The sequence below is a fragment of the Spongiactinospora rosea genome (assembly GCF_003315795.1).
In the GTDB taxonomy this organism is placed as follows: domain Bacteria; phylum Actinomycetota; class Actinomycetes; order Streptosporangiales; family Streptosporangiaceae; genus Spongiactinospora; species Spongiactinospora rosea.
Map to the genome: position 1 here is coordinate 36,895 of NZ_QMEY01000019.1, position 22,377 is coordinate 59,271.

Below are 22,377 nucleotides of genomic sequence, written 5' to 3' on the forward strand. Positions count from 1 at the left end.
GCAGCGCGCCGCCGTACCCTGCGGGGTCACCCGTCGTAGTCCAGGGTGAGTTCGCCGGAGGCCGGGACGGCCTGGCAGGTGAGGACGAATCCGGCGGCCAGTTCTTCCGGTTCCAGCGCGAAGTTGCGCCGCATGTCCACCTCGCCCTTGACCAGCCGGGCCCGGCAGGTGCCGCAGACGCCGCTGCGGCAGGCGTACGGCGCGTCGGGACGGACCCGCCGGGCGGCGTCCAGCAGCCGGGTCTCGCGCGTGGCGCGCAGCGTGGTGGCCCGGCCGTCCAGCACGATCGTCACCTCGCTGCCCTGCGCCTCCTCGGCCCGCTCCTCGTGCCGCCGCGGCGCGGGGGCCTCGTCCTCGACGTAGAACAGCTCCTGGTGGACGCGCTCGCGCGGCACGCCGAGATCGGCGAGCACCCGGCGGGTCTCCATGACCAGCTCCAGCGGCCCGCACAGCCACCAGTGCCCCACCTCGGCCACCGGATACAGCCTCGGCAGCAGATCCGCCAGGACGGCGTGGTCGAGCCTGCCGTCCAGCCCGGCCTCCCTCGGTTCGCGGGACAGCACGTGCGCCACCTCGAACCGGTCCAGGTGGGCGTCCTTCAGGTCGGCCAGCTCGTCGGCGAACATCACCGTCTGGCCGCGGCGGTTGGCGTACAGCAGGGAGACCCGCGCGCCGGGGTCGCGCAGGGCGGCCCCGGCGATGGACATGATCGGCGTGATGCCGGACCCCGCGGCGACCAGGACGTGGTGCTGCGGCCGGTCCAGGGCCGGGGTGAAGTTCCCTGAAGGGGGCAGCGCCTCGATGACGTCGCCGGGGCGTACCTCATGGACCAGCCAGGAGGAGAAGAGCCCGGAGGGCACCTCGCGCACCCCGATCCGCAGGGCCTCCCCGTCGGGGGCGCAGATCGAGTAGGAGCGGCGTTCCTCGCGGCCTTCGACCAGCCGCCGCAGGGTCAGGAACTGCCCGGGGGCGAAGGCGAACGCCCCGGACTCGGCCGCGGGGACGTCGAAGGTGATCGCGACGGCGTCGTCGCACAACCGCTCGACCTCCTGTACCGGCAGCGGGTGAAAGCGGCTCACGGCTTCAGATCTCCTTGACGCGTTCAAAGGGTTCCAGGCAGTGGCGGCAGCGGTGCAGCGCCTTGCAGGCGGTGGAGCCGAACGGCGACAGCTCGACCGTGTCGGCGGAGTCGCAGCGCGGGCAGCGCACCGCCCGCCTGATCGGCCCCAGGTCGATTGTCCCCGGGCGGGGGGCCGCGCCGGGGGGCGCTATCCCGGCCGCGCGCAGCTTCTCCCGGCCCGCCGCGGAGATCCAGTCGGTGGTCCACGGCGGGTCCAGTACGGTACGCACCTCCACCCGGGGGTAGCCCTCCTCGCGCAGCCTGGCGCGCAGATCGTCCCGCATCGCCTCGATCGCGGGGCAGCCGGTGTAGGTGGGCGTGATGGACACCACCACCACGCCGTCGCTCTCGCGCACGTCGCGCAGCACGCCCAGCTCGGCCAGGGTCAGCACGGGCAGTTCGGGGTCGGTCACCGTCTCTGCGGCCTGCCTGGCGGTCACCATGTCGCCTCCGGGTGGGCACGGGCCACGCTCTGGAGTTCGCCGAGCAGCGCGGGCATGGCGGCCGAGTGCTCGCCGTACCGGCCGGTGCCGCCGCGCGGCGGCTCGGGCAGCGGCCGGTGGCGCAGCGTGGCCGCCGCCGCGACCTGGGCCAGCACCTGTTCCAGCTCGGGCCGCGCGGTGGCCGGATCGACGCCGATCCCGGCGGCCGCCATGCGGAGTTCGACGGGGTGGGCGTGCAGCAGCTCGGCGGCGTCGCCCAGGGCGGAGTCCCAGGCGAGCTGGGCGCGCCGGTGGGAGACGTCGGTGCCGTCGCCGAGCCGGACGACCCACTGCGCGGCGTGGTCGCGGTGGTAGGCCAGTTCCTTGACGGCCTTCTTGGCCACGGCCGCCAGGCCGGCGTCCCGCGAGCGGGTCAGCCCGCCGAACACGGCCAGCCGCCAGGTGGCGAACACCAGCAGCCCGGTCATGGTCACCGCGAAGTCGCCGGTCGTCTCGGTGAACCGCACGTTGCGGAACTCCGCGGCCTCCCGGAAGAACGCCAGCCGGTCCTCGTCCCGCCCGGCACCCTCGGCCTCGCCCGCCCGGGTGAGCAGCAGGCGGGCCTGGCCGAGCAGGTCGAGCGCGATGTTGGCGAGGGCGACCTCCTCCTCGATCTCCGGGGCGCGGGCGCACCACTCCTGCAGCCGGTGCGACATGATCAACGCGTCGTCGCCGAGCATCAGGCAGTACGCCGCCAGGTCCGCGGACTCAACGGACTCAGATGTGAGGGACGTCATCGGGGATCTCGTAGAACGTGGGGTGACGGTAGATCTTGTCGGCGTTCGGGGCGAAGAACGGATCGCGCTCCTCCGGGCTGGAGGCAGTGATGTGCTCGCTGCGCACCACCCAGATGCTCACGCCCTCGTCCCTGCGGGTGTAGAGGTCGCGCGCGTTGTGCAGGGCCATGGCCTCGTCCGCGGCGCGAAGCGAACCGGCGTGCACGTGGTTCAGGCCGCGGCGCGCGCGGACGAACACCTCCCACAGCGGCCAGCTCATGCCGCCCGCCCTGCCCGCTTGGCGGCGTGCGCCTCGGCCGCCTCGCGTACCCAGGCGCCCTCCTCGTGCGCGGATCGCCGTACGGCGATCCGCTCGGCGTTGCACGGGCCTTCGCCGCCGATCACGCGGCGGAACTCCGCCCAGTCCACCTCGCCGAAGTCGTAGTGCCCGCGCTCCTCGTTCCAGCGCAGCTCCGGGTCGGGCAGCCGGACCCCGAGGGCGTCGGCCTGCGGCACGCTCATGTCCACGAACCGCTGCCGCAGCTCGTCGTTGGTGTGCCGCTTGATCTTCCAGGCCATCGACCGGGCGGTGTTGGGCGACTCGGCGTCCGGCGGGCCGAACATCATCAGCGACGGCCACCACCAGCGGTCCACCGCTTCCTGGACCATCTCGCGCTGCTCCGGGGTGCCGCGCGTCATCCTCATCAGCAGCTCATAGCCCTGCCGCTGGTGGAAGGACTCCTCCTTGCAGATGCGGATCATGGCCCGCGCGTAGGGGCCGTAGGAGGTGCGGCACAGCGGCACCTGGTTGCAGATCGCCGCGCCGTCCACCAGCCAGCCGATCACCCCGACGTCGGCGAAGGTCAGGGACGGGTAGTTGAAGATCGAGGAGTACTTCTGCGCGCCGGAGATCAGCTTGGCGGTGAGGTCGGCCCGGTCGGCGCCCAGGGTCTCGGCCGCCGCGTACAGGTACAGGCCGTGCCCGGCCTCGTCCTGGACCTTGGCCAGCAGGATCGCCTTGCGCCGCAGCGAGGGGGCCCGGGTGATCCAGCGGCCCTCCGGCTGCATGCCGATGATCTCGGAGTGGGCGTGCTGGGCGATCTGCCGGACCATCGTGGCGCGGTAGGCGTCGGGCATCCGGTCCCGCGGCTCGATCCGCTGGTCGCGGGCGATGATCGCGTCGAAGCCGGTCATTCTGTCCCCTCCTTCGCGACCATGGTGAGCACGTCGTAGGCGGCCACCACGGCGCCGTCTTGGTTGGTCACCCGGGTGTCCCAGCGCACCTCGCCGTAGTCGGCGTCCTCGCGGGGGGTGATCTGCTTGGCGGTCAGCGTCACGCTCAGCTCGTCGCCGGGGTAGACGGGGGTCAGGAAGCGCAGGTTCTCCAGGCCGTAGTTGGCCAGCACCGGACCGGGGTCGGGGTCCACGAACAGGCCCGCGGCCAGCGAGACGATCATGTAGCCGTGCGCCACCCGGCCCTCGAAGAACGGGTTGGCGGCGGCGGCCTCCTGGTTCATGTGCGCGTAGAAGGTGTCGCCGGTGAACTCCGCGAAGTGCTCGACGTCGGCGAGGGTCACGGTGCGCGGGCCCGCGGTCACCGAGTCGCCGACCCGCAGTTCGCCGAGGTGCTTGCGGAACGGGTGGGTGCCCTCGGCGCGCGGCGCGCCCTGGGTCCAGCGTCCGGTGAGGGCGCTCATCATGGCCGGTCCGGCCTGCACCGCCGTGCGCTGCATGTGGTGCAGCACGCCCCGGATGCCGCCCAGTTCCTCGCCGCCCCCGGCCCGGCCGGGGCCGCCGTGCACGAGCATGGGCAGCGGCGAGCCGTGGCCGGTGGACTCGGCGGCGTCCTCGGCGTTGAGCACCAGGATGCGGCCGTGCCAGGGCGCGACCCCGAACACCACCTCGCGGGCGAAGGCGGTGTCGGCGGTCACGACCGAGCCGACCAGGCTGCCCCGGCCGCGCGCGGCCAGTTCGACCGCCTCCCGCGCCGAGTGGTACGGGATCAGGGTGGCGACCGGCCCGAACGCCTCCACCTCGTGGACCTCGCCGCGTCCGGGGTCATCGGCCCGCAGCAGGATCGGCGACAGGAACGCGCCCCGCTCGGCGTCGGCGTCGATCACCTGGACCCGCCGGGGGTCGCCGTAGATCGCGTCGGCCGCGCCCATCAGGGCCTTGACCGCGCGGCGTACCTCGTCGCGCTGCTCGCGGGCGGCCAGCGGGCCCATGGTGACACCGTCGCCGGCCGGGTTTCCGATCCTGACCGCGGCCAGCCGTTCGGCGGTGGCCTCGGCCACCGCGCCGAGCAGGCCGGCCGGGACGATGGCGCGGCGGATCGCGGTGCACTTCTGCCCGGCCTTGGCGGTCATCTCGGTGACGAGCTGCTGGACGTACAGGTCGAACTCCGGCGTGCCCGGACGGGCGTCGGGGCCGAGCACGGAGCAGTTCAGTGAGTCGGCCTCGGCGTTGAAGCGCACCGAGCGGGCCGCGACCGTGGGGTGGTCGCGCAGCCGGGCCGCCGTGGCGGCCGAGCCGGTGAAGCCCACGACGTCCTGCTCGGTGAGGTGGTCGAGCAGGTCGCCCGCCTCGCCGCAGAGCAGTTGCACGGTCCCCTCGGGCAGCAGGCCGGACGCGACGATCAGCTCGACGAGCCTGGCGGTGAGGTACGCGGTCGGGGTGGCGGGCTTGATCAGGCTCGGCATCCCGGCCAGGAAGGCGGGCGCGAACTTCTCCAGCGGCCCCCACATCGGGAAGTTGAAGGCGTTGATCTGCACCGCGACGCCGGGCAGCGGCGTGCACAGGTGGCGGCCGACGAAGGTGCCGCCCTTGCCGAGCGGCTCGACCTCGCCCTCGACCAGCACGGTGTCGTTGGGCAGCTCGCGGCGGCCCTTGCTGCCGTAGGAGAGCAGCACGCCGATGCCGCCGTCCACGTCGATGCGGGAGTCGGCGAGGGTCGCGCCGGTGCGCGCCGACAGCGCGTACAGCTCCTTGCGGTGCTCGCGCAGGTACAGGGCGAGCTGCTTGAGCAGCAGGGCGCGCTGGTGGAAGGTCAGTTCGCGCAGCGCGGGGCCGCCGGCCGAGCGCCCGTACGCGAGCGCCGCCGCCCGGTCCACACCGGCGGCGGAGACCCGGGCCGCCTCCTCCCCGGTCACGGCGTCCAGCACCGGGCGTCCCTCTTCCGGCGGGACGTGCCATCGGCCCGACACGTAGCTCCGCAGTGCGGTCAACGTGGCCTCCTTGATTAACCTACCGGACGTTCAGTTAGTAATGTAACGTAGCCGCATGACAGATGGAAGCCTCATCGCCGTCTCCACCGAGGGGCCGGTGGCCACGGTCACGCTGATCCGTCCCGCGCTCACCGCCCCGCTGAAGGCCGGGCTGCGCGACGCCGTCGAGACGCTGGGGCGCGACCCCGAGGTACGGGCGGTGGTCCTCACCGGCACCGGAAGGGCCTTCTGCGTGGGACAGGACCTGGCCGAGCACGCGGCCACCCTGGAGGCCGATCCGGAACACGCCTTCGACACGCTGGGCGAGCACTACCACCCGATCGTCCAGGCGCTGGCCACGATGCCCAAGCCGGTGATCGCCGCGGTGAACGGCTCCTGCGCGGGGGCGGGGCTCGGCATCGCCCTCGCGTGCGACCTGCGGATCGCGGCGGAGGGCGCGCGGTTCGCCACCGCCTTCACCGGCATCGGCCTGACCTGCGACTCCGGGCTGTCGGCGAGCCTGGTCCGGGCGGTGGGCGCGGCCCGCGCGGCGGAACTGGTGCTGCTCGGCGAGCCGTTCACCGCCGGGCAGGCCGCGGAATGGGGCCTGGTGACCCGCGTCGTACCGGCCGGCGAACTGGCCGCCGCGGCGGCGGAGCTGGCGGCGCGGCTGGCCGCCGGGCCGACCCTGGCCTTCGCCGAGGCCAAGCGGGCCATCGCCGCCGCCGCGAACCCGCCGCTGACGGAGATCCTTGCGCTGGAGGCGGCGGCCCAGGCCCGGCTGGGCCGGACCGCCGACCATCGTGACGCCGTACGCGCCTTCCTGGACAAGCGGCGGCCGGAGTTCACCGGCCGCGCCGATCAGCTCCAGTCGTGAAAGCCCCGGCCGGTCTTGCGGCCCAGCTCGCCGCGGGCGACCTTCTCGCGTAGCAGGCGCGGCGGCGCGAAGCGCTCGCCCAGCGTGCGGTGCAGGTACTCGGCGATGGCCAGGCGCACGTCGAGACCGACCAGATCGGTCGAGCGCAGCGGCCCCATCGGGTGCCGGTAGCCGAGTTCCATCGCCCGGTCGATGGACTCGGCGTCGGCCACGCCCTCTTCGAGCATCCGGATGGCCTCCAGGCCGAGCAGTACGCCGAGCCGGCTGGTGGCGAATCCCGGGGAGTCCGCCACGACCACCTCGGACTTGCCCAGCGCGCGCACCCAGCCCAGCACCAGGTCCCGGGCCCGCTCCTCGGTGGCGGCGCCCATCACCACCTCCACCAGGCGGGAGGCGGGGACGGGGTTGAAGAAGTGCATGCCGAGGAAGCGCCCGGGAAGCCGCAGCACGGCCGCCAGCTCGCCGATCGACAGCGAGCTGGTGTTGGTGGCGATCACGGTGTCCTCGGCCACGACCTCCTCGGCCGCGGCCAGCACGTCCGCCTTCAGGGCGGCCTGTTCGGGCACGGCCTCCACGACGAGATCCGCCGTGGCGGGGAGGTCGGCCATGGCGGAGGCCACGCGCACCCGGGCGAGCACCGCGGCCGGGCCTTCGGCCAGCTTTCCCTTGTCCGCCGCGGTCCGCACGCCTTCGGCGATCCGCTGCGCGGCGGCCTCGGCGGCCACCGGCTCCACCACGACCACGTGGGAGCCGAGCGCGGCGAAGCACTGCGCGATGCCCGCGCCCATCCGCCCGCCCCCGATCACGCCGACCTCGGCCGGGACGCCCGTCATGACGGCCTCCGGTCCAGGAAGGCGCGCATGCGCTCGGCCTTGTCGGGTCCCTCGAAGAGCACGGCCTGGGCCAGGTCGTCGGCCAGCGGGTGCGGGCCGCGGGCGTCCAGGACCAGCTTGGTCAGCCGGAGCGCCATCGGGGAGGAGGACGCCATCCGGTCCAGCAGCGCGTGCGCGCGTTCCAGCAGCCGCCCGGCCGGTACGACCTCGGCGACCAGCCCGAACCCGTGCGCCTCCGCGGCGTTCAGCCGCCTGCCGCCGAGCAGCACCTGCTTGGCGACCGACCGCCCGGCCAGCTCCGCCAGCCGCCAGCAGGCCCCCGCCGCGGCCAGGATGCCAAGGCCCGGCTCCGGGTTGCCGAACACCGCCGCCTCGCTCGCGAGCCTGACGTCGCAGGCGTAGGCCAGTTCGGCGCCGCCGCCGAGCGCGTAGCCGTCCACCGCGGCCACGGTGGGCAGCGGCAGGCGGGCGATCCGGTCGAACAGCCTGCTGTTGATGCCGGCCAGCGCCTCCTCCCGGCCGCGTTCCAGCAGCTCCCGGATGTCCGCGCCGGCGGCGAACACGCCGCCCGCCCCGGTCAGCAGCAGCAGGCGCGGACGCCGCTCCAGTTCGCCGCACAGCGTGTGCAGTTCGCCGACCATCTCGGCGTCGATGGCGTTACGGGCCTCGGGTCTGTTCAGTGTGACGATGACCCGGTCGTCCCGTTCTTCGACCAGCAGCGTCCGGTGGCTCATGCGTGCTCCGTCCTCACGATCTGGGCCCACCATATACTTACCGTACGTTCGGTTGGTTACCTGGTTCCGGACATGGCCCATAATGAACAGGGTGACGACGTTGGACCGAAGCCGGCCTCGGCGGGGACGCCCGGGTTACAACAGGGAGAGCCTGCTCCAGGTCGCGGTCCAGGTCTTCAACGAACGCGGCTACGACGGCACGAGCATGGACGACCTGTCCAAGAAGCTCGGCATCAGCAAGGCCGCCATCTACCACCACGTCTCCAGCAAGGACGAGCTGCTGGAGCTGGGCGTCAACCGCGCCCTCGACGGGCTCTTCGCGGCGGCGGCCGAGGCGACCGCCGCCGGGGTCCCCGCGATCGACCGGCTCGAACAGCTCATCCGGGCCAGCGTCGCGGTGCTGGTCGAGCGGCTGCCGTACGTGACCCTGCTGCTCAGGGTCCGGGGCAACACCGAGGTGGAGCAGCGGGCGCTCGACCGGCGGCGGCAGTTCGACCGGCTGGTGGCCGGGCTGGTCGCCGAGGCCAAGGCCGACGGCGACATCCGCCCCGACGTCGATCCCGCGGTCGCGAGCAGGCTGCTGTTCGGCATGGTCAACTCCGTGGTGGAGTGGTACCGGCCGAACGAGGCGACCAGCGCGGCAGACCTGGCCGAGGCCATCCGCACGATGGCCTTCGACGGCTTCCGTCCCTGAGCGCGCGGCGGGCCGATCGGCCCGCCGCACGCGGTGCTACCTGCCCACGTACACCGGGTCGCGGCCCTCGCGCAGCGCCTCCAGCCGCTCGGCGAAGTCCTGGGTGCCGAGCAACCGGTAGAGGGCGGGCACCAGCTCGGCGAAGACCTGGTGCGCGTGACCTTCCATGGCCAGGCGGCCCACCCGCAGCGTCTCGCGCAGCGCCAGCGGCGGGTGGGCGGCGATCATCTCGGCCAGCGCCACGGCCCGCGCGAGCTGCCGCCCCGGCTCGACGACCTCCTGGACCAGGCCGAGCCGCAGCGCCTCCGCGGCGTCCCACGGCTCGCCGGTGAGGATCCAGCGCATCGCGTTGCCCCAGCCGACCTCCAGCGGCATGCGCAGGCCGCCGCCGCCCGCGGGCGTGGTCCCCCGGCTGACCTCGCCCTGGCTGAAACCGGTGTCCGACGCGGCGACGCGGATGTCGGCGGCGAGCATCAGCTCGTGCGCCATCGCGCCGACGCGTCCCTGCACGGCGGCGACCAGGGGTTTGGACAGCCGGGTCGTCGTCCCGAACGGGTTGATCCGGCCGGGGCCGTCGGGGCTGTAGGTACGGGCCTGGAGCGTGGGCAGGAAGCTCACCGGGTCCAGGCCGACGGAGAAGTCCGGGCCCGCCGCGTGCAGCACCACGACCACGACCTCCTCGTCGTTGTCGGCCCGGTGGTAGGACTCGCCCAGGGCCTGGAGCGTCGGCGGGTCGATGGCGTTGGCGACGTCCGGCCGGTCCAGCCGGATCAGCGCCAGCCGGTCCCGCTTCTCGTAGTGGACCGTTTCCTGCTCGGTCGGGTTCATCTTCGGGGTCAACTCCCGGTTCACAGGGCGGGGCGGGGCAGCGGGGGCAGCGCCCGTTCGACCGCCTCGCCGATGGCCAGCAGCCTGCTGTCGGAGCGGGCGGGGCCGACCAGCTCAAGGCCGATCGGCAGGCCGTCGGCGGACAGTCCCGACGGGACCGACAGGCACGGCAGCCCCGCGTTGCTGGGCGGGTCGGTGTTCCTGATGTAGGTGAAGAAGGTGTCCACGCTCGCGCCGTTCAGCTCCACCGTGCGGTCCTCCCCCGCGGGCCGGTGCGGGCGCGCGGGCAGCGGGGTCGTCGGTACCACGACGGCGCTCACCTCGTGTTCGGCGAAGTAGGCGCCGTAGGCCGCGCGGAGCGCCGGGCGGTGGACGGTCAGCGCCTCCCGGTAGTCGGCCGCCGATATCTGGTCCTCGTCCAGGATGGACTCCAGCGTCTCGCGCACGGTGTCGGTGGCGACCTGGCCCACCAGGTCGCGCAGTGAGATGGGCGCGGCGTGCTGGTAGAGGTAGGCCGACAGCTCCCGGCCCACCTCATACAGCACGATGGCGAAGCTCACCAGGTCGTTGAGCCGCCGCAGGTCCGGGATGTCCCGCTCGACCAGTACCGCGCCGCGCACGGCGAGGTCGTCGAGCGCGCGTTCGGTCACGGTCGCGACCTGCGGGTCCAGGTCCTCGTAGAAGTGCCCGGCGGGGACGCCCAGCCGCAGGCCGCGGAGGTCGGCGGTCAGCGTGGGGTCGGCCCCCGCGGGCGCACAGATCGCGTCGACCAGCCGCACGTCCGCCACCGAACGGGCGATCGGCCCCGCGGTGTCCCGGCTGGAGGAGATCGGGATCATCCCGCGCCGGTCGTAGCGGCCGTGCGACGGGCGGAAGCCGACGCAGCCGCACAGCGCGGCCGGGATGCGGCAGGACCCGCCCGTGTCGGCCCCGATCCCGGCGGGGACCAGCCCGGCGGCCACCCCCGCCGCGGTGCCGCCGCTGCTGCCGCCCGGCAGGTGGCCGGGGGCGTAGGGGTTGCCCACCGTGCCGAACGCGGGGCTGTTGCCGGTGATCCCGAACGACAGCTCGCCGAGGGTCTGCTTGCCCATCAGCGTGCCGCCCGCGTCCAGCAGCCGCTGCGCGATCGGGGCGTTGCGGCGTGGCCGCCAGCCGCGCAGCGCGGGCGTGGTGGCCGTGGTGGGCAGGTCCGCGGTGTCGATCGCGTCCTTGAGCGCGAACGGCAGGCCGTACAGGGGCCCGGGCCGGTTTCCGGCCTCCCGCACGGACCGCCGGATCAGCGCGGGGTCGTGCGTGACGTAGGTGTTCAGCCCCGCCAGCCGGGCGGTCCGCCCGATCAGGGCCTCCACGTAGTCCTCCAGCTTCAGGTCACCGTCGCGCAGCAGGCGTACGGCCTCGACCGCGGACAGCCAGTGCGGCTCGGTTCCCATCCTGGTCACCCGCCTACAGGGCGATGGTGAGCGCGAACGGGACCATGCCGCGACGCCGCATGATCGCCGTGGCGAGCAGCATGCCCGCCTCCGGACCCCGCGCGGTGGTGACGTCCCCCAGATCCTCGACCCACTCCGCGGGCCACCCGAGGTCGCCCAGCAGCCGGGCGACCTCCGCCTTGGCGGCGTCGTCATCGCCGGAGAGGAACGCCCGGGGGACCTCCTTGAGCCGGTGCGGGTCGGCCATGACCGGGGACAGCATGGTGCTGAGGGTCTTGACGACCTTGGTGTCCGGCAGCGCGGCCTGCAGATGCTCGGCCAGGCTGCTGTTGGGGTACATCAGCGGGCCCGGCATGCCGCCCGGCCCGCGCTCGGTGGCGTTGGCCACGTCGATCAGGATCTTCCCGGCCAGCTCGTCGCGCAGCGCGACGAGCCGGTCCATGGACGAGTCGCCGGGCGTGGCGTTGACGACCACCGAGGCCGCCCGCGCGGCGTCGGCGGGGGTGGTGACCGTCACCGGCCTGCCCTGCCAGGCGGCGGAGACCTCGGTGACGTTCCTGCTGCCGATGGCGACCTTATGCCCGGCCTCGGCGAACTTGGCGGCCAGGGTGGCGCCGACGCGCCCGGAACCGAGAACGGCGATGTACGTCAAAGTGCGCTCCTCATGGTGAGTGGGGGTTTTCATCGGGGGGACCGGCGGGTCAGCCGGTTCCGTTCGTGGTCAGCCACTGGTCGGCCTTGGCCAGCGTGGCCTCGCGGTCGAAGGCGTTGATCCGCTGCAGGAGGTCCCGCTGCAGAAATGTGTTGAGATCGACGGAACGCTCGACCACCTTGGCCTCCAGCAGCAGCCGCTGGGCCTCACCCCAGCGATCGGCCCTGACCTCGCCGAAGGACTTTCCGTCGAAGGGCACGAGGGTCTCGGCCAGGGCTTCGAGCAGCGCCCTGGACTGCTCCGGCTCGCTCCACTGCTCGGGGGCCACCTGCCGCAGCGCCGCCTCGGCCACCTTCGGGCGCTCGATGCCGGCGTAGGTGCCCCTGGCCAGCGCCCGGAAGAACCGGACCAGCGCGTCACCGCCGCGCAGCGACTCGGCGCGCACGATGTACCCGCCGACGGGCAGCCCGCCGAGGCCCTGTGGGGTGATGTCCCGCACCGGCAGCCCGGCCTCGTCGAAGGCGAAGAAGTCGGTGAGCGTACCGGCGTAGGCCGCGATCCGCCCGGACTGCAGCGTCTGGGCCACCGAGGGACTGCCCGGCCCGACCATCGTCGTGGTGACGTCGGCGATGGTCATGCCCGCCTTCTTCAGGGCGGCGGTGAGATAGGCGCGGTCCTGGTCGGGTGAGGCGAGCCCGACGTTCTTGCCCCTGAGGTCGGCGACGGTCTTGATCGTGCTCTTCTCCGGGACCACGAGGCCGATCAGGAAGCCGTTGCCGCCGGTCCGCTCGTCGTACGGCAGGCGCAGGTCGTCCGTGCGGAGCGCGGCGGAGATCGCATCGGTGGCGGCGACCAGGCCGATGTCGGCCTTGCCGTTCTGGACGAGGGCGGCGATGGGGATGTTGTCGGCGACGGGCGCGAGTTCGACCTTGAGCCCTTCCTCCTCGAAGAACCCGAGCTTGCGGGCCAGGACCTCGTTGAAGGTGAACAGGGAGTTCGGGGCCGGGGTGGCGAGCGTGAGCGTGCCGTCCACTCCTCCGGTGGCGCCACCGGAGGAGCCGCAGGCGGCCAGGGTGAGCGCCAGCAGCGGGGCGAGCAGGCGGGCGCGGCGCCGTGATCCGTTCATGGGAACCTCTTCTGTCGGGCCGTCGTGAGCCGCCGCAGCACGCGCTTCTCCCTGCGCCTGGTCATGGCGGGCAGGCCGGCGGCGTGCCGCCAGAAGACGACCGTGTGGTCGGCCCGGTTGATGGCCCCGTACAGCAGCAGGCCCATCGCGGTGAGGATGAGGACCACGGCGAAGGCGTCGTCCTGGTTCAACTGGGCGCTGTGGCGCTGGACGAGGAACCCGAGCCCTTCCTGGGAGGACACGATCTCCGCGACGACCGCGCCGGCCAGGGCCAGGGTCAGCCCGATCCGCAGCCCCGCGAAGATCATCGGTGCGGCGGTGGGGAGCAGCAGGGCGGTGAAGGTCCGCCTCCTGCCGACGCGCAGGGACCGGAACAGCTCTTCTGCGTCGGGGTCGGGGGTCAGCAGGCCGGTGAGCGCGTTCACGAAGATCGGGAAGAAGGCGATCAGCCCGGCGATGACGATCTTCGAGGTGTACCCGAAGCCGAAGGCCGAGATCAGGATCGGCGCGATCGACAGCATCGGCAGGACCTGCAGGGTGACCGCGTACGGGTAGATCATCTGCCGCAGCGGCCTGGACGCCCCGGCCGCGATCGCGAGGCCGACCCCGAGTACGGCGGCCAGCGCGAACCCGGCCAGCGTCTCGAAGAGGGTGGCCCCGAGGTGCGGCCAGATCAGGGCGTCGGCGAAGTGCTCATAGATCGCCACGACGACCTCGCCGGGCCTGGGCAGGATCAGATCACTGATCCAGCCTTGGGTGTTGGCGAGGTCCCAAAGGACCACGATGACCACGAACAACCCGACCGGAGCGACCACCCGCCCACGCCCCGCCGTCGGCGTACCGTCCCCGGCCGCCCGAGCCCGCGCTGTGGATGTGAATCGCCGGAGCAAACCGATCAGCCCCCTTCGCCGGAGGGAGATTCGAGGCCGTCGCGGACCGCGAGGGCGAGTTTCTGGAAATCGGGTGTGTGGGCCGTGCTCAGGGAGCGGGGGCGAGGCAGGGGGATGGCCACGTCGGCCGCGATGGTGCCGGGGCGGGCGGTCATGACGATGACGCGGTCGGAGAGGAGGACGGCCTCGGAGATGTTGTGGGTGATGAAGACGGTGGCCGAGGCCGAGCGTTCGTGCAGCCGGGCGAGCTGGAGGTTCAGGCTTTCCCTGGTCAGTTCGTCGAGGGCGCCGAACGGCTCGTCGAGGAGGCGGACGCGTGCTCCGGTCATCAGCAGGCGGGCCAGGGCCACGCGCTGTTGCATGCCGCCGGACAACTGCCGTGGGAAGCGGTGCTCGAAGCCCTGGAGGTGGAAGAGGCCGAGCAGGCGCATGGCCTCGCGGAGGTCGTCCGCGCCTACCCGGCGGTGCAGGGCCACCGGGAGCAGGACGTTCTCCAGGGACGTCTTCCAGGCCAGCAGGGCGGGACGCTGGAACATCAGGCCCACGTCCCTGCGCGGCGCGGTGACCGGCTCGCCGTGCACCTCGACCGAGCCGCTGGTGCCGGGGACCAGGCCGGCGATGATCCGGAGCAGGGTCGACTTGCCGCAGCCGCTGGAGCCGACGATCGAGACGAACTCCCCGGGCGCGACGGTGAGGCTCAGGTCCTTCACCGCCTCGACCCCGCCGTCGAACCTCTTGCCGACCGCGCGCAGCCGTACGGCGGCGCCCGGGTTCGCGAGTGTGGTGTTGATGTGCGCCTCCTCGGGTGAGGCCAACGGAACGATGGCGTGGATCTAGGGGGACCCGGCCGGGCCCGTCCGGGGCGGCCGTTCGTCGATGACGCGCCGCATCTTCCCGGCCGACCGCTCGACCTCGCCGGGCGCGACGGCCTCGACGGCGACGGTGACGCCGATCACGTTCTTGATGGACGTGCGCAGTTCGGCGGCGGCGTTCGCCGCGTCATGGGCGGTCGCGGCGGCCCGCCGTTCCACCCGTACGGTCAGCGCGTCGAGCGCGCCCTCGCGGGTCAGCACGCACTGGAAGTGCGGCGCCAGGTCCGCCGTCGTGAGCAGCAGTTCCTCGATCTGCGTGGGGAACAGGTTCACCCCGCGCAGGATGATCATGTCGTCGGTGCGGCCCGAGATGCGCTCGATTCTGCGCATCGGCCGGGCGGTGCCCGGCAGCAGCCGGGTACGGTCGCGCGTGCGGTACCGCAGCACCGGCATGGCCTGCTTGGTCAGCGTGGTGAACACCAGCTCGCCCTCCTCGCCGTCCGGCAGCACCTCGCCGCTCTCCGGATCGACGATCTCGGGGTAGAAGTGGTCCTCCCAGACGTGCAGGCCGTCCTTGGTCTCGACGCACTCCTGCGCCACGCCCGGCCCGATGATCTCCGAGAGCCCGTAGATGTCCACCGCGTGGATGCCGGTCCGGTCCTCGATCTCGCGCCGCATCTCGTTCGTCCACGGCTCGGCGCCGAAGATCCCGATGCGCAGGGAGGTCGTACGCGGGTCGACGCCCTGGCGTTCCATCTCCTCGATCAGCGCGAGCATGTAGGAGGGGGTGAGCGAGATGATGTCCGGCCGCAGGTCCTGGATCAGGCGGACCTGCCGTTCGGTCATGCCGCCGGAGACCGGGATCACGGTGCAGCCCAGCTTCTCCGCCCCGGCGTGCAGCCCCAGGCCGCCGGTGAACAGGCCGTAGCCGTAGGCGTTGTGCAGGCGGTCGCCGGGCCGGCCGCCCGCCGCGCGGATGCTCCGGGCGACCACGGTGGCCCAGGTGTCCAGGTCGTCCCGGGTGTATCCGACGATGGTCGGCCGCCCGGTGGTGCCGGACGAGGCGTGGACGCGGGCCAGTTGCTCCGGCGGTACCGCGAACATGCCGTACGGGTAGTCGGCCCGCAGGTCGTCCTTGGTGGTGAAGGGCAGCCGGGCGAGGTCGGACAGGGCCTTGATGTCGCCGGGTGCCACGCCTGCCTGGTCCAGGGCCCTGCGGTAGTGGGGCACGTTGTCGTAGGCGTGCCGTACCGAGCGGCGCAGCCGGGCGAGTTGCAGGTCGCGCAGCTCGCCGACGGTCGCGGTCTCGATCGGCTCAAGGTTTCCGGCGGAGGTGGACCCGGGTGAGGTGGGCCCGGGTGAGATGGGCCCGGGTGAGATGGGCCCGGGTGAGGTGGGCAGGGTCATCGGAGGCGCCTTCCCGCCCGAGGGGGATCGGGCATTCGGTGGTTCTCACGCGAAGATGGCCGAGACGCGGGCGTGGTCCTTCTCGTCGAGCCGGATGCTCCGGGCCTCCTTGACCGCGTCCCACTGCTCGAAGGTCCGTGGTGCGACGATGGGCGCGCTGACCGCCGGGTGGTCGCGGAGCCAGGCCAGCGCGAGGCCGGAGACGCCGACCATCAGCTCGCGCGCGATCTCCCGGAGCGCGGCGACCTTTTCCAGGTTCTCCGGCGTGTGGAAGCCCTTGTAGTAGATGTTCCCGGCCACCGCGATCCGGCTGCCGGGCTGTGGCTCGGCGCCGTCGAGGTACCGTTCGGAGAGCACCCCGCCGGCCAGCGGGGAGAACGGCGTGTACCCCAGGCCCTCGCCCAGCACCAGCGGCAGGACCCGCGCCTCGTCCTCGCGGTCGAGGAGGTTCAGCCGGTTCTCGACGGTGACGGGCCGGTGCAGGCCCTTGGCGTCCGCCGTGCGCAGGATGGTCTCCAACTGCTCGCCGCTGACGTTGCTGACACCGTACGCCCCGATCGCCCCCGAGTCCTGGGCCCGGCTGAACGCCTCCAAAGTCTCCTCGATCGGCGTGTCCGGGTCGGGTACGTGCGACAGGAACAGATCGACCCGGCCCAGCCGCTCGACGCTCCTGGTCAGCCGCGCCTCGATGTGCTCCCTGGACAGGTCGAACCCGCGGGAGCCGTCGGGCCTGCTGATCAGCCCCACCTTGGTCGCGACCAGGACGCCGGCGGGCCGCCGTTCGTGCAGCCAGCGCCCGACGACCTTCTCGCTCTCGCCCCCGCCGTAGGAGTCGGCCGTGTCGATCACATTGATCCCGAGGTCCATCGCCTCGTCGAGCCGCTGGAATCCCTCCTCGGCGTTCAGGCCGAAGCCGCGCGTGCTCGTGGACGCGCCGACACCGCCGATCGAACCGGCGCCGAAGACGAACTCGCTGATCTCGATGCCGGACGCACCGAGGGGGACCTTACGCATGGTCCGAACACCACTCTTCCTAGATTCACGTCCAATGGGGATTTACCGCTCATGGCCGGAGGAAATACGCGCCTAGCCGATCGTGGACAGAACGTCGACCACGGCCGCCTGCAGTACCGGGGTCGTCGCCAGGAAGTCCTCGCTCGCCAGGCTCCAGGGCCGCCCCCGGGTGTCGGAGATGACGCCGCCCGCCTCCATGACCAGCAGCGCGCCCGCGAGCAGACCGGAGCGCACCTGGCTGAACTGCCAGAACGCCTCCATGCGACCGGCGGCGACCTGGATGAGCTGCAAGGTGGCGGGCACAGAGACCCGGATCACCATGGCGGCGTTGAGCATCGCGGTCACGGAGGCGCCGATCCGCTCGAAGGTCTCGGCGGACTCCCCCGGCTTGGCCTGGCCGGTGCCGACCAGCGCGCCCTCGATGCCCTTCTTCGGGGAGTGCCGCAGCGCCACGCCGCCGAGGAAGGCCCCGCCGCCCTGGACGGCGGTGTAGGTCTCGCCGGTCAGCGGCAGGTGCACCGCCGTGAGCACGGGCACGTTGTCCCGCACCAGCGTGGCCGTCACGCCCCAGTCGTTCATGCCGTGGACGTGGTTGATGTTGCCCTCGACCGGGTCGGTCACCCACCACTCGCCGCCGGGGAGCACGCCGCTCTCCAGCTCGTCCTCCACCCAGCCGGCCTCGGGCCGCAGCCGGGCCAGTTCCGGCCGCAGCACCGCGAGCGAGGCGTCGTCGTTGGCGTGGATCCCGGCGACCACCTCGTCCCGCCCGCCGAGGTCGGGCGTCGTGGAGAACCGTTCGAGCACCCGCGCCCCGGTCTTCCGCACCGCGGCGGCGACATCGAGGGCGAGCCGCCGGTCGCCGGGCTGCGAGCCGGGTCTGGTCGTGCCGGTCAGGTACGGTGACATGCTCGATCACTCCAATGCGGGAAACACGCCGGGCGGGGCCGTGCGCCCGGCAGGGATGGGACGTACCGCTCAGCGGGCGCCGGCGGGCTCGACGGGGGTCGCGAGAGCGGCCCGGGCCTCGATCACCTCCGCGGCCGTGAACACGGCCTCCTCCTCGAAGGGGCGGCCGATGACCTGCACGCCGACGGGCGCGCCGGACGTACCGAGGGCGACCGGCAGGCCGAGCGCGGGGAGCCCGAGGACCGGCACGGACATCAGCGGCCACTGCCGCCCCATCAGCTCCGCCGTGCGCCCGGCGGACTCGGCGTCCGCGCCCATCGTGAACGGCGGCTCGCCGGACACCGGGGTCAGGACGAGGTGGTGGCGGTCGGCGAAGAGCGACATCTCCCGGCGCAGCATGCCGCGCCGGGCCCACCCAGCGACGAACCCGGGCAGGTCCACCTGCCCGAACTCCTCCCGGTAGGCGGCGTACATGAGGTCGAAGAAGCGCCGGAAGTCAGGGTCGCCGACGCGTTCGACCTCCGCCACCATGCCGATCTCGAACTCGGTGAGCGCCAGCAGCCACCACAGCCGGGCGGCCTCGCCGAGCAGCGGCAGCTCGACCTCCTCGACCGCGTAACCGGCGTCGGCCAGCCACGCGGCGGCGGTGCGCGCGGCCTCGACGCTCTCCGGCGTGGAGGAGCCGCGCAGCCCCGGCCCGCCCGGGTCGGTCACCACGGCGACCCGGGGGCGCTCCGGTGAGCCGGGGATCCGGCTGGCGACGGCGACCGCCCGGGGGTCCCTGGCGTCGTAGGTCTCCATCGCCCGCAGCCCGAGGCGCAGGTCCGCCACGGTCCGCGCGATCGGGCCCTGCTCGACGAACGCCTGCACCGCCATCGGCGGGTCGAAGGACGGCGACCCCGACCACGCGGGCACCCGGCCGGGCGTGGGCCGGAGGCCCGCCACCCCGCAGCACGCCGCCGGGTAGCGGATCGAGCCGCCGATGTCGCTGCCCTGCGCGAGCGCGCACATGCCGAGCGCCACGGCCGCCGCCGCGCCGCCGCTGGAGCCCCCGGGGGTCACCGCCGGGTTCCAGGGGTTGACGGTCGCGCCGTACAGGTCGTTCTCGGTGGTCCAGCGGGTGGCGAACGGCGGGCTGTTGGTGCGGCCGACGAAGATCGCCCCGGCGTCCAGCCAGCTCGACACCTGCGGGTCGTTCTCGGTCGCGACGTGCCCGGTGTAGGCGGCGACCCCTTCGGTGGTGGGCAGCCCGGCCACGTTGGTGTTCACCTTGAAGGTCACCGGCACGCCGTGCAGCGGGCCGAGCGGCGCGCCCCGGCGCAGGCGGTCGTCGGCCGCCCGCGCGGCGTGGAGCGCTTCGTCCGCGCGTACTTCGACGAGCGCGTTCGCCTTGCCGTTGACCTGCTCGATCCGGGCGAGCACCGACCGGGTCGCCTCGGCCGACGAGAAGGCGCCGGTACGCACTCCACGGGCCATGTCCATGGCGGACATCTGCCAGATCTCCATGCCGCGCCGCTCCTTGCTGATCCGCCGGCTGGGGTACAGCCCCGACCCTAGGAGCGGGCAATGATTATGGCCAGTGCATCTTTGGTAGGGGTAAATTTACCCTGGTGCAATTGGATTTGAATCTGCTCACCGCGCTGGACGCCCTGCTGGAGGAGAACAGCGTGGCGGGGGCGGCGGAACGGCTCAATCTCTCGGCCCCGGCGATGAGCCGGACGCTCGGCCGGATCCGGCGCATCATGGGCGACCAGATCCTGGTGCGCACCGGCCGTACGATGATCCCGACACCGCACGCCCTGGCGATCCGCGACGAGGTCCACCACCTGGTGCAACAGGCGCGCGGACTGCTCCAGCGGGAACACGAACTCGACCTCGCCCACCTGAACCGGGTCTTTTCGGTACGCGGCCACGACGCTGTGACGGCCGTGATCGGCCCCGGCCTGACCACCGCCTTCCGCGAACAGGCCCCCGGTGTGTCGATCAGGCTGCTGGCCGAGGCCACCACCGACACCAACGAGCTACGGCACGGCCGGGTCGATCTGGAGATCGGCTCGACGGAGCCCGCCCTGCCGGAGATCAGCCATGTCACGGTCGGTCACGACCGGCTGGTCGCGGCGGTCGGGCCCGGCCATCCGCTGGCCACGGGCGATCTCACCGCCGAACGGTTCGCCGGGGCGGACCACATCATCGTCTCCCGGCGCGGCAGGCTGAAGGACCCGCTGGACGACCTGCTCAAGCAGCGCGGGCTGCGCCGGCGGGTGGTCGCCTCGGTGCCCTCCAGCACCGCGGGGCTGTACATGGCCGCGGGCAACGAACTGGTGGTCGCGGTGCCCGAGCACATGTGCGCGCCCACGATCGGCATGCTGGGCCTGCGCGTCCGGCCGCTGCCGTTCGACCTGCCGCCGGTGCCGATCATCATGGCCTGGCACCAGCGCTACGACAACGACCGGGCGCACATGTGGCTGCGCGACCGCATCCGCGACGCGCTGGCCTTCTACGAGCGCGGCGAGACGGGCCAGGACACCTGATCAGAAGGGTCTGGGCCGCACGAACGCGCCGAGGTGGGCGTCGAGGTCGGTGCCCGCGGGGACCACCTCGACGAACAGGCCGATGAGCTTCCCGGCCAGCTCGGCGTTGAGGCCGCCGTCCCCGATGCCGCCCCGGTACTGCGCGGGTGGCACGGCGACCACGGCGTTGCCGTTCTCGATGCGCGCGTCGACCACCTCGGCCGGGCGCATGGCGTTCATCAGGTAGGTGCGCGGGTCGCTGGAGTACATGATGATCTCCAGCTTCTCCCAGGTGTGCGCGGGCCGGCGGATCTTGTGCCGGTTCAGCAGCTTGTGGGCGGCGGCCAGGCGGTAGGGGTTCTCCCCGGCGCCGAGGCAGGCGCCGACGGCGTCCAGGCGTGGCACCGTGGGCGCGACCGCCAGCTTGGTGCGGCTGCCCGGCTTGCGGGCGACGTCCTTGACCACGATCGCGCCGTCGATCACCTCCGGGACCTGCGTGGCGAGCGCGCGCACCGCCAGTTCGGGCTCGGTGATCGAGAGCCGGCAGGACCCGGCCCTGCCCGGTGTCCCCTGGTGGAACTCGGTGACCAGGGCGGTGACGCCGTCCCCCGGCAGGAGTTCGACGCCGGCGACGCCCGGCGGCAGGTTGGCGGTGTCCGGGCGCCAGATGACCGCCTCCCTCGGGTGCCCGATGCCCGCGTCGTAGATCACGCACTCGAACCGGTCGGGACGGCCCCCTGTGACGTACGCGGTGACGAGCGTGCCGGGACGCGGCGGCGTGACCAGTTCCGGGCGGCGGTAGCCGGGCGCGGGGCGGTCGATGACGCAGTCGAGTTCGAGGATGAGCGCGGCGGCCTCGTCGGGGGTGATGTCCAGCGCGCGGGCGACCAGACCGGCCGGGGGGAGGCTGTCGGCGTGGCAGGACAGGCACCTGGCCCGGTTGCGCCGGATACGCAACAGGGCCGGGAGGGTGGGGTCGTGGCCGGCCTCGGGGCAGGTCCACACCACCGGATCGTCCGTGGCGGCCGAGCCGAGCCGGGTCAGGACCGCCTCGATCGGGGTGGCGTTCGCCTCGGCCGGCCGGCGGTAGCGCGCCGGGTCGGCCGCCGGGACGATCTCGTACTCGTGGCTTTCGCGGCTCCTGCGGTGCCTGGCCGCCACCCGCACCACTTCGTACACGTCGATGCCCTGGCCAGGGGAGTTCCGTGCGACCGGTTCCGGTTCGCGGCCGGTCGAGAGGAAGGGGAACCGCTCCCGCCCCACGTGCCGGATCCCCGCCACGCGGGCCAGGCAGGCGAACGCCGCGCCGGTCGGGGCGGGCGGGACCATGCGCAGCCGGGCGCTGTACCGGATCAGTGACACGGCCTGCGGGGAAGGCACGCCCCCGGGCTCCAGTACGGCGTGCGGCAGCCCCTCCGGCGGGTCCTCGCCCCCGGCCTGCGCCCACATCAGGTGTTCGGCCCGCCGCCCGGCGTCCGGCAGGGCCCGGCTCTCCTCGTAGATCCGCTGGAAGTCCACCGGCACGCCGTCCACGTGGACGTCCACCCAGCGGTTGGTCAGCCCGTAGAGCACCATGTAGTAGACGAGGGCGTCGGGGGCGTCCCCCGCCTCGAACCGCATCGCCGAACGCCGGTCGGAGACCGCCAGTCCCTGCCCCGTCCAGGCGCCGAGCAGCGCGGCGACGTGGTCCTCCGGACCGGCGGGCAGCCGCACGATGATCGGATCGGAGGACATGGCACCCATCGGCTCGGTGACGACCACCTGGCTGACGAGAGTTGCCATCGGATCCTCCGGGTCAACGGCTTTCCCGGCATAATGCCACGAAACCCTCTTCCCTCGGAGGTACGGTGATCGAGCTTTCCAGGGTCGTGCAGGAGTTGCGCGGGGAGCTGACGAAGGCGATGCAGGCCGCCGAGGGCGAGCCGTTGCGCTTCGGCGTGGGCCCGGTGGAGCTGGAGGTGACGATGGTGATCACGCGGGAGGAGGCGGCAGGCGGCAAGGTGCGGTTCTGGGTCCTGGAGGCGGGGGCCGACGCCAAGGAGACCGACGAGCGCACGCACCGGGTGACGCTCACCCTCACGCCGGAATTCGAGGGCGGCCCGATGCGCGTCGGCGGCGCCGCGGAGGAGGGCGAGGACTGAGA

The 22,377-nt window shown here is 72.9% G+C and carries 23 protein-coding genes; 4 read left to right on the forward strand and 19 right to left on the reverse strand.

What is annotated here, in order from left to right:
* Positions 1-26: 26 nt before the first annotated feature.
* The 6 genes from paaE to paaZ are packed head-to-tail and all read right to left on the reverse strand — an operon-like array spanning position 27 to position 5,542.
* Positions 27-1,079 (reverse strand): 1,2-phenylacetyl-CoA epoxidase subunit PaaE, encoded by a 1,053-nt coding sequence (gene paaE / locus DP939_RS32195; RefSeq protein ID WP_113984608.1) that lies wholly within the window; start codon positions 1,077-1,079, stop codon positions 27-29.
* A 4-nt stretch (positions 1,080-1,083) separates the two neighbouring features.
* Complete coding sequence (gene paaD / locus DP939_RS32200) at positions 1,084-1,563, reverse strand: 1,2-phenylacetyl-CoA epoxidase subunit PaaD (RefSeq protein WP_113984609.1); 480 nt, start codon at positions 1,561-1,563, stop codon at positions 1,084-1,086.
* Complete coding sequence (gene paaC, locus DP939_RS32205) at positions 1,557-2,339, reverse strand: 1,2-phenylacetyl-CoA epoxidase subunit PaaC (protein WP_113984610.1); 783 nt, start codon at positions 2,337-2,339, stop codon at positions 1,557-1,559. Before paaC ends, paaD begins: the two co-directional genes overlap by 7 nt.
* Positions 2,320-2,598 carry a 1,2-phenylacetyl-CoA epoxidase subunit PaaB gene (gene paaB, locus DP939_RS32210; RefSeq protein WP_113984611.1) on the reverse strand — a complete coding sequence of 93 codons (279 nt, stop codon included), beginning with the start codon at positions 2,596-2,598 and terminating at the stop codon, positions 2,320-2,322. The genes paaC and paaB overlap by 20 nt, the downstream gene beginning before the upstream one ends.
* Positions 2,595-3,512 (reverse strand): 1,2-phenylacetyl-CoA epoxidase subunit PaaA, encoded by a 918-nt coding sequence (gene paaA, locus DP939_RS32215; RefSeq protein ID WP_113984612.1) that lies wholly within the window; start codon positions 3,510-3,512, stop codon positions 2,595-2,597. The genes paaB and paaA overlap by 4 nt, the downstream gene beginning before the upstream one ends.
* Positions 3,509-5,542 (reverse strand): phenylacetic acid degradation bifunctional protein PaaZ, encoded by a 2,034-nt coding sequence (paaZ, locus tag DP939_RS32220; protein WP_113984613.1) that lies wholly within the window; start codon positions 5,540-5,542, stop codon positions 3,509-3,511. Before paaZ ends, paaA begins: the two co-directional genes overlap by 4 nt.
* Positions 5,543-5,597: 55 nt before the next feature.
* Between paaZ and DP939_RS32225 the strand changes: the two genes are divergently transcribed.
* The gene (locus tag DP939_RS32225; RefSeq protein ID WP_113984614.1) at positions 5,598-6,398 is read left to right on the forward strand and encodes an enoyl-CoA hydratase/isomerase family protein; all 801 of its coding nucleotides are present in this window, start codon (positions 5,598-5,600) and stop codon (positions 6,396-6,398) included.
* Here the strand turns inward: DP939_RS32225 and DP939_RS32230 are convergent.
* Positions 6,383-7,231 (reverse strand): 3-hydroxyacyl-CoA dehydrogenase family protein, encoded by an 849-nt coding sequence (locus tag DP939_RS32230; protein ID WP_113984615.1) that lies wholly within the window; start codon positions 7,229-7,231, stop codon positions 6,383-6,385. The genes DP939_RS32225 and DP939_RS32230 overlap by 16 nt on opposite strands.
* Positions 7,228-7,965 (reverse strand): enoyl-CoA hydratase/isomerase family protein, encoded by a 738-nt coding sequence (locus tag DP939_RS32235; protein WP_113984616.1) that lies wholly within the window; start codon positions 7,963-7,965, stop codon positions 7,228-7,230. The genes DP939_RS32230 and DP939_RS32235 overlap by 4 nt, the downstream gene beginning before the upstream one ends.
* Before the next feature lie 82 nt (positions 7,966-8,047).
* Here DP939_RS32235 and DP939_RS32240 point away from each other — a divergent pair, with 82 nt between their 5' ends.
* Positions 8,048-8,659: a TetR/AcrR family transcriptional regulator gene (locus DP939_RS32240; protein ID WP_113984617.1), complete on the forward strand. Its 612-nt coding sequence runs from the start codon at positions 8,048-8,050 to the stop codon at positions 8,657-8,659.
* 36 nt (positions 8,660-8,695) lie between these two features.
* Here DP939_RS32240 and DP939_RS32245 read toward each other — a convergent pair whose 3' ends face one another.
* From DP939_RS32245 to DP939_RS32290, 10 genes are all read right to left on the reverse strand, one after another.
* A complete protein-coding gene (locus DP939_RS32245) occupies positions 8,696-9,487 on the reverse strand; it encodes an enoyl-CoA hydratase-related protein (protein ID WP_147268222.1) in 792 nt (263 codons plus the stop codon).
* Positions 9,488-9,507: 20 nt separating this feature from the next.
* Positions 9,508-10,917: an indoleacetamide hydrolase gene (gene iaaH / locus DP939_RS32250; RefSeq protein WP_113984619.1), complete on the reverse strand. Its 1,410-nt coding sequence runs from the start codon at positions 10,915-10,917 to the stop codon at positions 9,508-9,510.
* A gap of 13 nt (positions 10,918-10,930) precedes the next feature.
* Positions 10,931-11,569, reverse strand: a complete 639-nt coding sequence (locus tag DP939_RS32255; protein WP_113984620.1) for an NADPH-dependent F420 reductase — start codon at positions 11,567-11,569, stop codon at positions 10,931-10,933.
* A gap of 49 nt (positions 11,570-11,618) precedes the next feature.
* Positions 11,619-12,695 (reverse strand): ABC transporter substrate-binding protein, encoded by a 1,077-nt coding sequence (locus DP939_RS32260; RefSeq protein ID WP_113984621.1) that lies wholly within the window; start codon positions 12,693-12,695, stop codon positions 11,619-11,621.
* A complete protein-coding gene (locus DP939_RS32265) occupies positions 12,692-13,510 on the reverse strand; it encodes an ABC transporter permease (protein WP_158578809.1) in 819 nt (272 codons plus the stop codon). Before DP939_RS32265 ends, DP939_RS32260 begins: the two co-directional genes overlap by 4 nt.
* 80 nt (positions 13,511-13,590) lie before the next feature.
* Positions 13,591-14,400, reverse strand: a complete 810-nt coding sequence (locus DP939_RS32270; protein ID WP_199565560.1) for an ABC transporter ATP-binding protein — start codon at positions 14,398-14,400, stop codon at positions 13,591-13,593.
* A gap of 18 nt (positions 14,401-14,418) precedes the next feature.
* Complete coding sequence (gene paaK / locus DP939_RS32275; protein ID WP_113984623.1) at positions 14,419-15,804, reverse strand: phenylacetate--CoA ligase PaaK; 1,386 nt, start codon at positions 15,802-15,804, stop codon at positions 14,419-14,421.
* 45 nt (positions 15,805-15,849) lie between these two features.
* Positions 15,850-16,818 carry an aldo/keto reductase gene (locus tag DP939_RS32280; protein ID WP_113984624.1) on the reverse strand — a complete coding sequence of 323 codons (969 nt, stop codon included), beginning with the start codon at positions 16,816-16,818 and terminating at the stop codon, positions 15,850-15,852.
* A 72-nt stretch (positions 16,819-16,890) separates the two neighbouring features.
* Positions 16,891-17,724, reverse strand: coding sequence for an inositol monophosphatase family protein (locus DP939_RS32285; protein ID WP_113984625.1), 834 nt, complete (start codon positions 17,722-17,724; stop codon positions 16,891-16,893).
* A gap of 69 nt (positions 17,725-17,793) precedes the next feature.
* On the reverse strand, positions 17,794-19,230 hold the full coding sequence (locus tag DP939_RS32290) for an amidase (protein ID WP_113984626.1): 1,437 nt from the start codon (positions 19,228-19,230) through the stop codon (positions 17,794-17,796).
* 110 nt (positions 19,231-19,340) lie between these two features.
* Between DP939_RS32290 and DP939_RS32295 the strand changes: the two genes are divergently transcribed.
* Positions 19,341-20,255, forward strand: coding sequence for a LysR family transcriptional regulator (locus DP939_RS32295; RefSeq protein WP_199565561.1), 915 nt, complete (start codon positions 19,341-19,343; stop codon positions 20,253-20,255).
* Here DP939_RS32295 and DP939_RS32300 read toward each other — a convergent pair whose 3' ends face one another.
* The gene (locus DP939_RS32300; protein ID WP_113984628.1) at positions 20,256-22,016 is read right to left on the reverse strand and encodes a hypothetical protein; all 1,761 of its coding nucleotides are present in this window, start codon (positions 22,014-22,016) and stop codon (positions 20,256-20,258) included. It lies immediately after the preceding gene.
* 65 nt (positions 22,017-22,081) lie between these two features.
* On the opposite strand from DP939_RS32300, the gene DP939_RS32305 reads away from it, so the two are divergent.
* Positions 22,082-22,375 (forward strand): trypco2 family protein, encoded by a 294-nt coding sequence (locus tag DP939_RS32305; RefSeq protein ID WP_113984629.1) that lies wholly within the window; start codon positions 22,082-22,084, stop codon positions 22,373-22,375.
* Positions 22,376-22,377: the final 2 nt, after the last annotated feature.

Coding starts and splice junctions, on each gene's coding strand:
- paaC (WP_113984610.1), bottom strand. CDS start 2,339: ATGACGTCCCTCACATCTGAGTCCGTTGAGTCCGCGGACCTGGCGGCG.
- DP939_RS32280 (WP_113984624.1), bottom strand. CDS start 16,818: ATGCGTAAGGTCCCCCTCGGTGCGTCCGGCATCGAGATCAGCGAGTTC.
- DP939_RS32235 (WP_113984616.1), bottom strand. CDS start 7,965: ATGAGCCACCGGACGCTGCTGGTCGAAGAACGGGACGACCGGGTCATC.
- paaK (WP_113984623.1), bottom strand. CDS start 15,804: ATGACCCTGCCCACCTCACCCGGGCCCATCTCACCCGGGCCCATCTCA.
- DP939_RS32260 (WP_113984621.1), bottom strand. CDS start 12,695: ATGAACGGATCACGGCGCCGCGCCCGCCTGCTCGCCCCGCTGCTGGCG.
- DP939_RS32240 (WP_113984617.1), top strand. CDS start 8,048: ATGAACAGGGTGACGACGTTGGACCGAAGCCGGCCTCGGCGGGGACGC.
- DP939_RS32230 (WP_113984615.1), bottom strand. CDS start 7,231: ATGACGGGCGTCCCGGCCGAGGTCGGCGTGATCGGGGGCGGGCGGATG.
- DP939_RS32245 (WP_147268222.1), bottom strand. CDS start 9,487: ATGAACCCGACCGAGCAGGAAACGGTCCACTACGAGAAGCGGGACCGG.
- iaaH (WP_113984619.1), bottom strand. CDS start 10,917: ATGGGAACCGAGCCGCACTGGCTGTCCGCGGTCGAGGCCGTACGCCTG.
- DP939_RS32225 (WP_113984614.1), top strand. CDS start 5,598: ATGACAGATGGAAGCCTCATCGCCGTCTCCACCGAGGGGCCGGTGGCC.
- paaA (WP_113984612.1), bottom strand. CDS start 3,512: ATGACCGGCTTCGACGCGATCATCGCCCGCGACCAGCGGATCGAGCCG.
- paaB (WP_113984611.1), bottom strand. CDS start 2,598: ATGAGCTGGCCGCTGTGGGAGGTGTTCGTCCGCGCGCGCCGCGGCCTG.
- paaD (WP_113984609.1), bottom strand. CDS start 1,563: ATGGTGACCGCCAGGCAGGCCGCAGAGACGGTGACCGACCCCGAACTG.
- DP939_RS32285 (WP_113984625.1), bottom strand. CDS start 17,724: ATGTCACCGTACCTGACCGGCACGACCAGACCCGGCTCGCAGCCCGGC.
- DP939_RS32290 (WP_113984626.1), bottom strand. CDS start 19,230: ATGGAGATCTGGCAGATGTCCGCCATGGACATGGCCCGTGGAGTGCGT.
- DP939_RS32300 (WP_113984628.1), bottom strand. CDS start 22,016: ATGGCAACTCTCGTCAGCCAGGTGGTCGTCACCGAGCCGATGGGTGCC.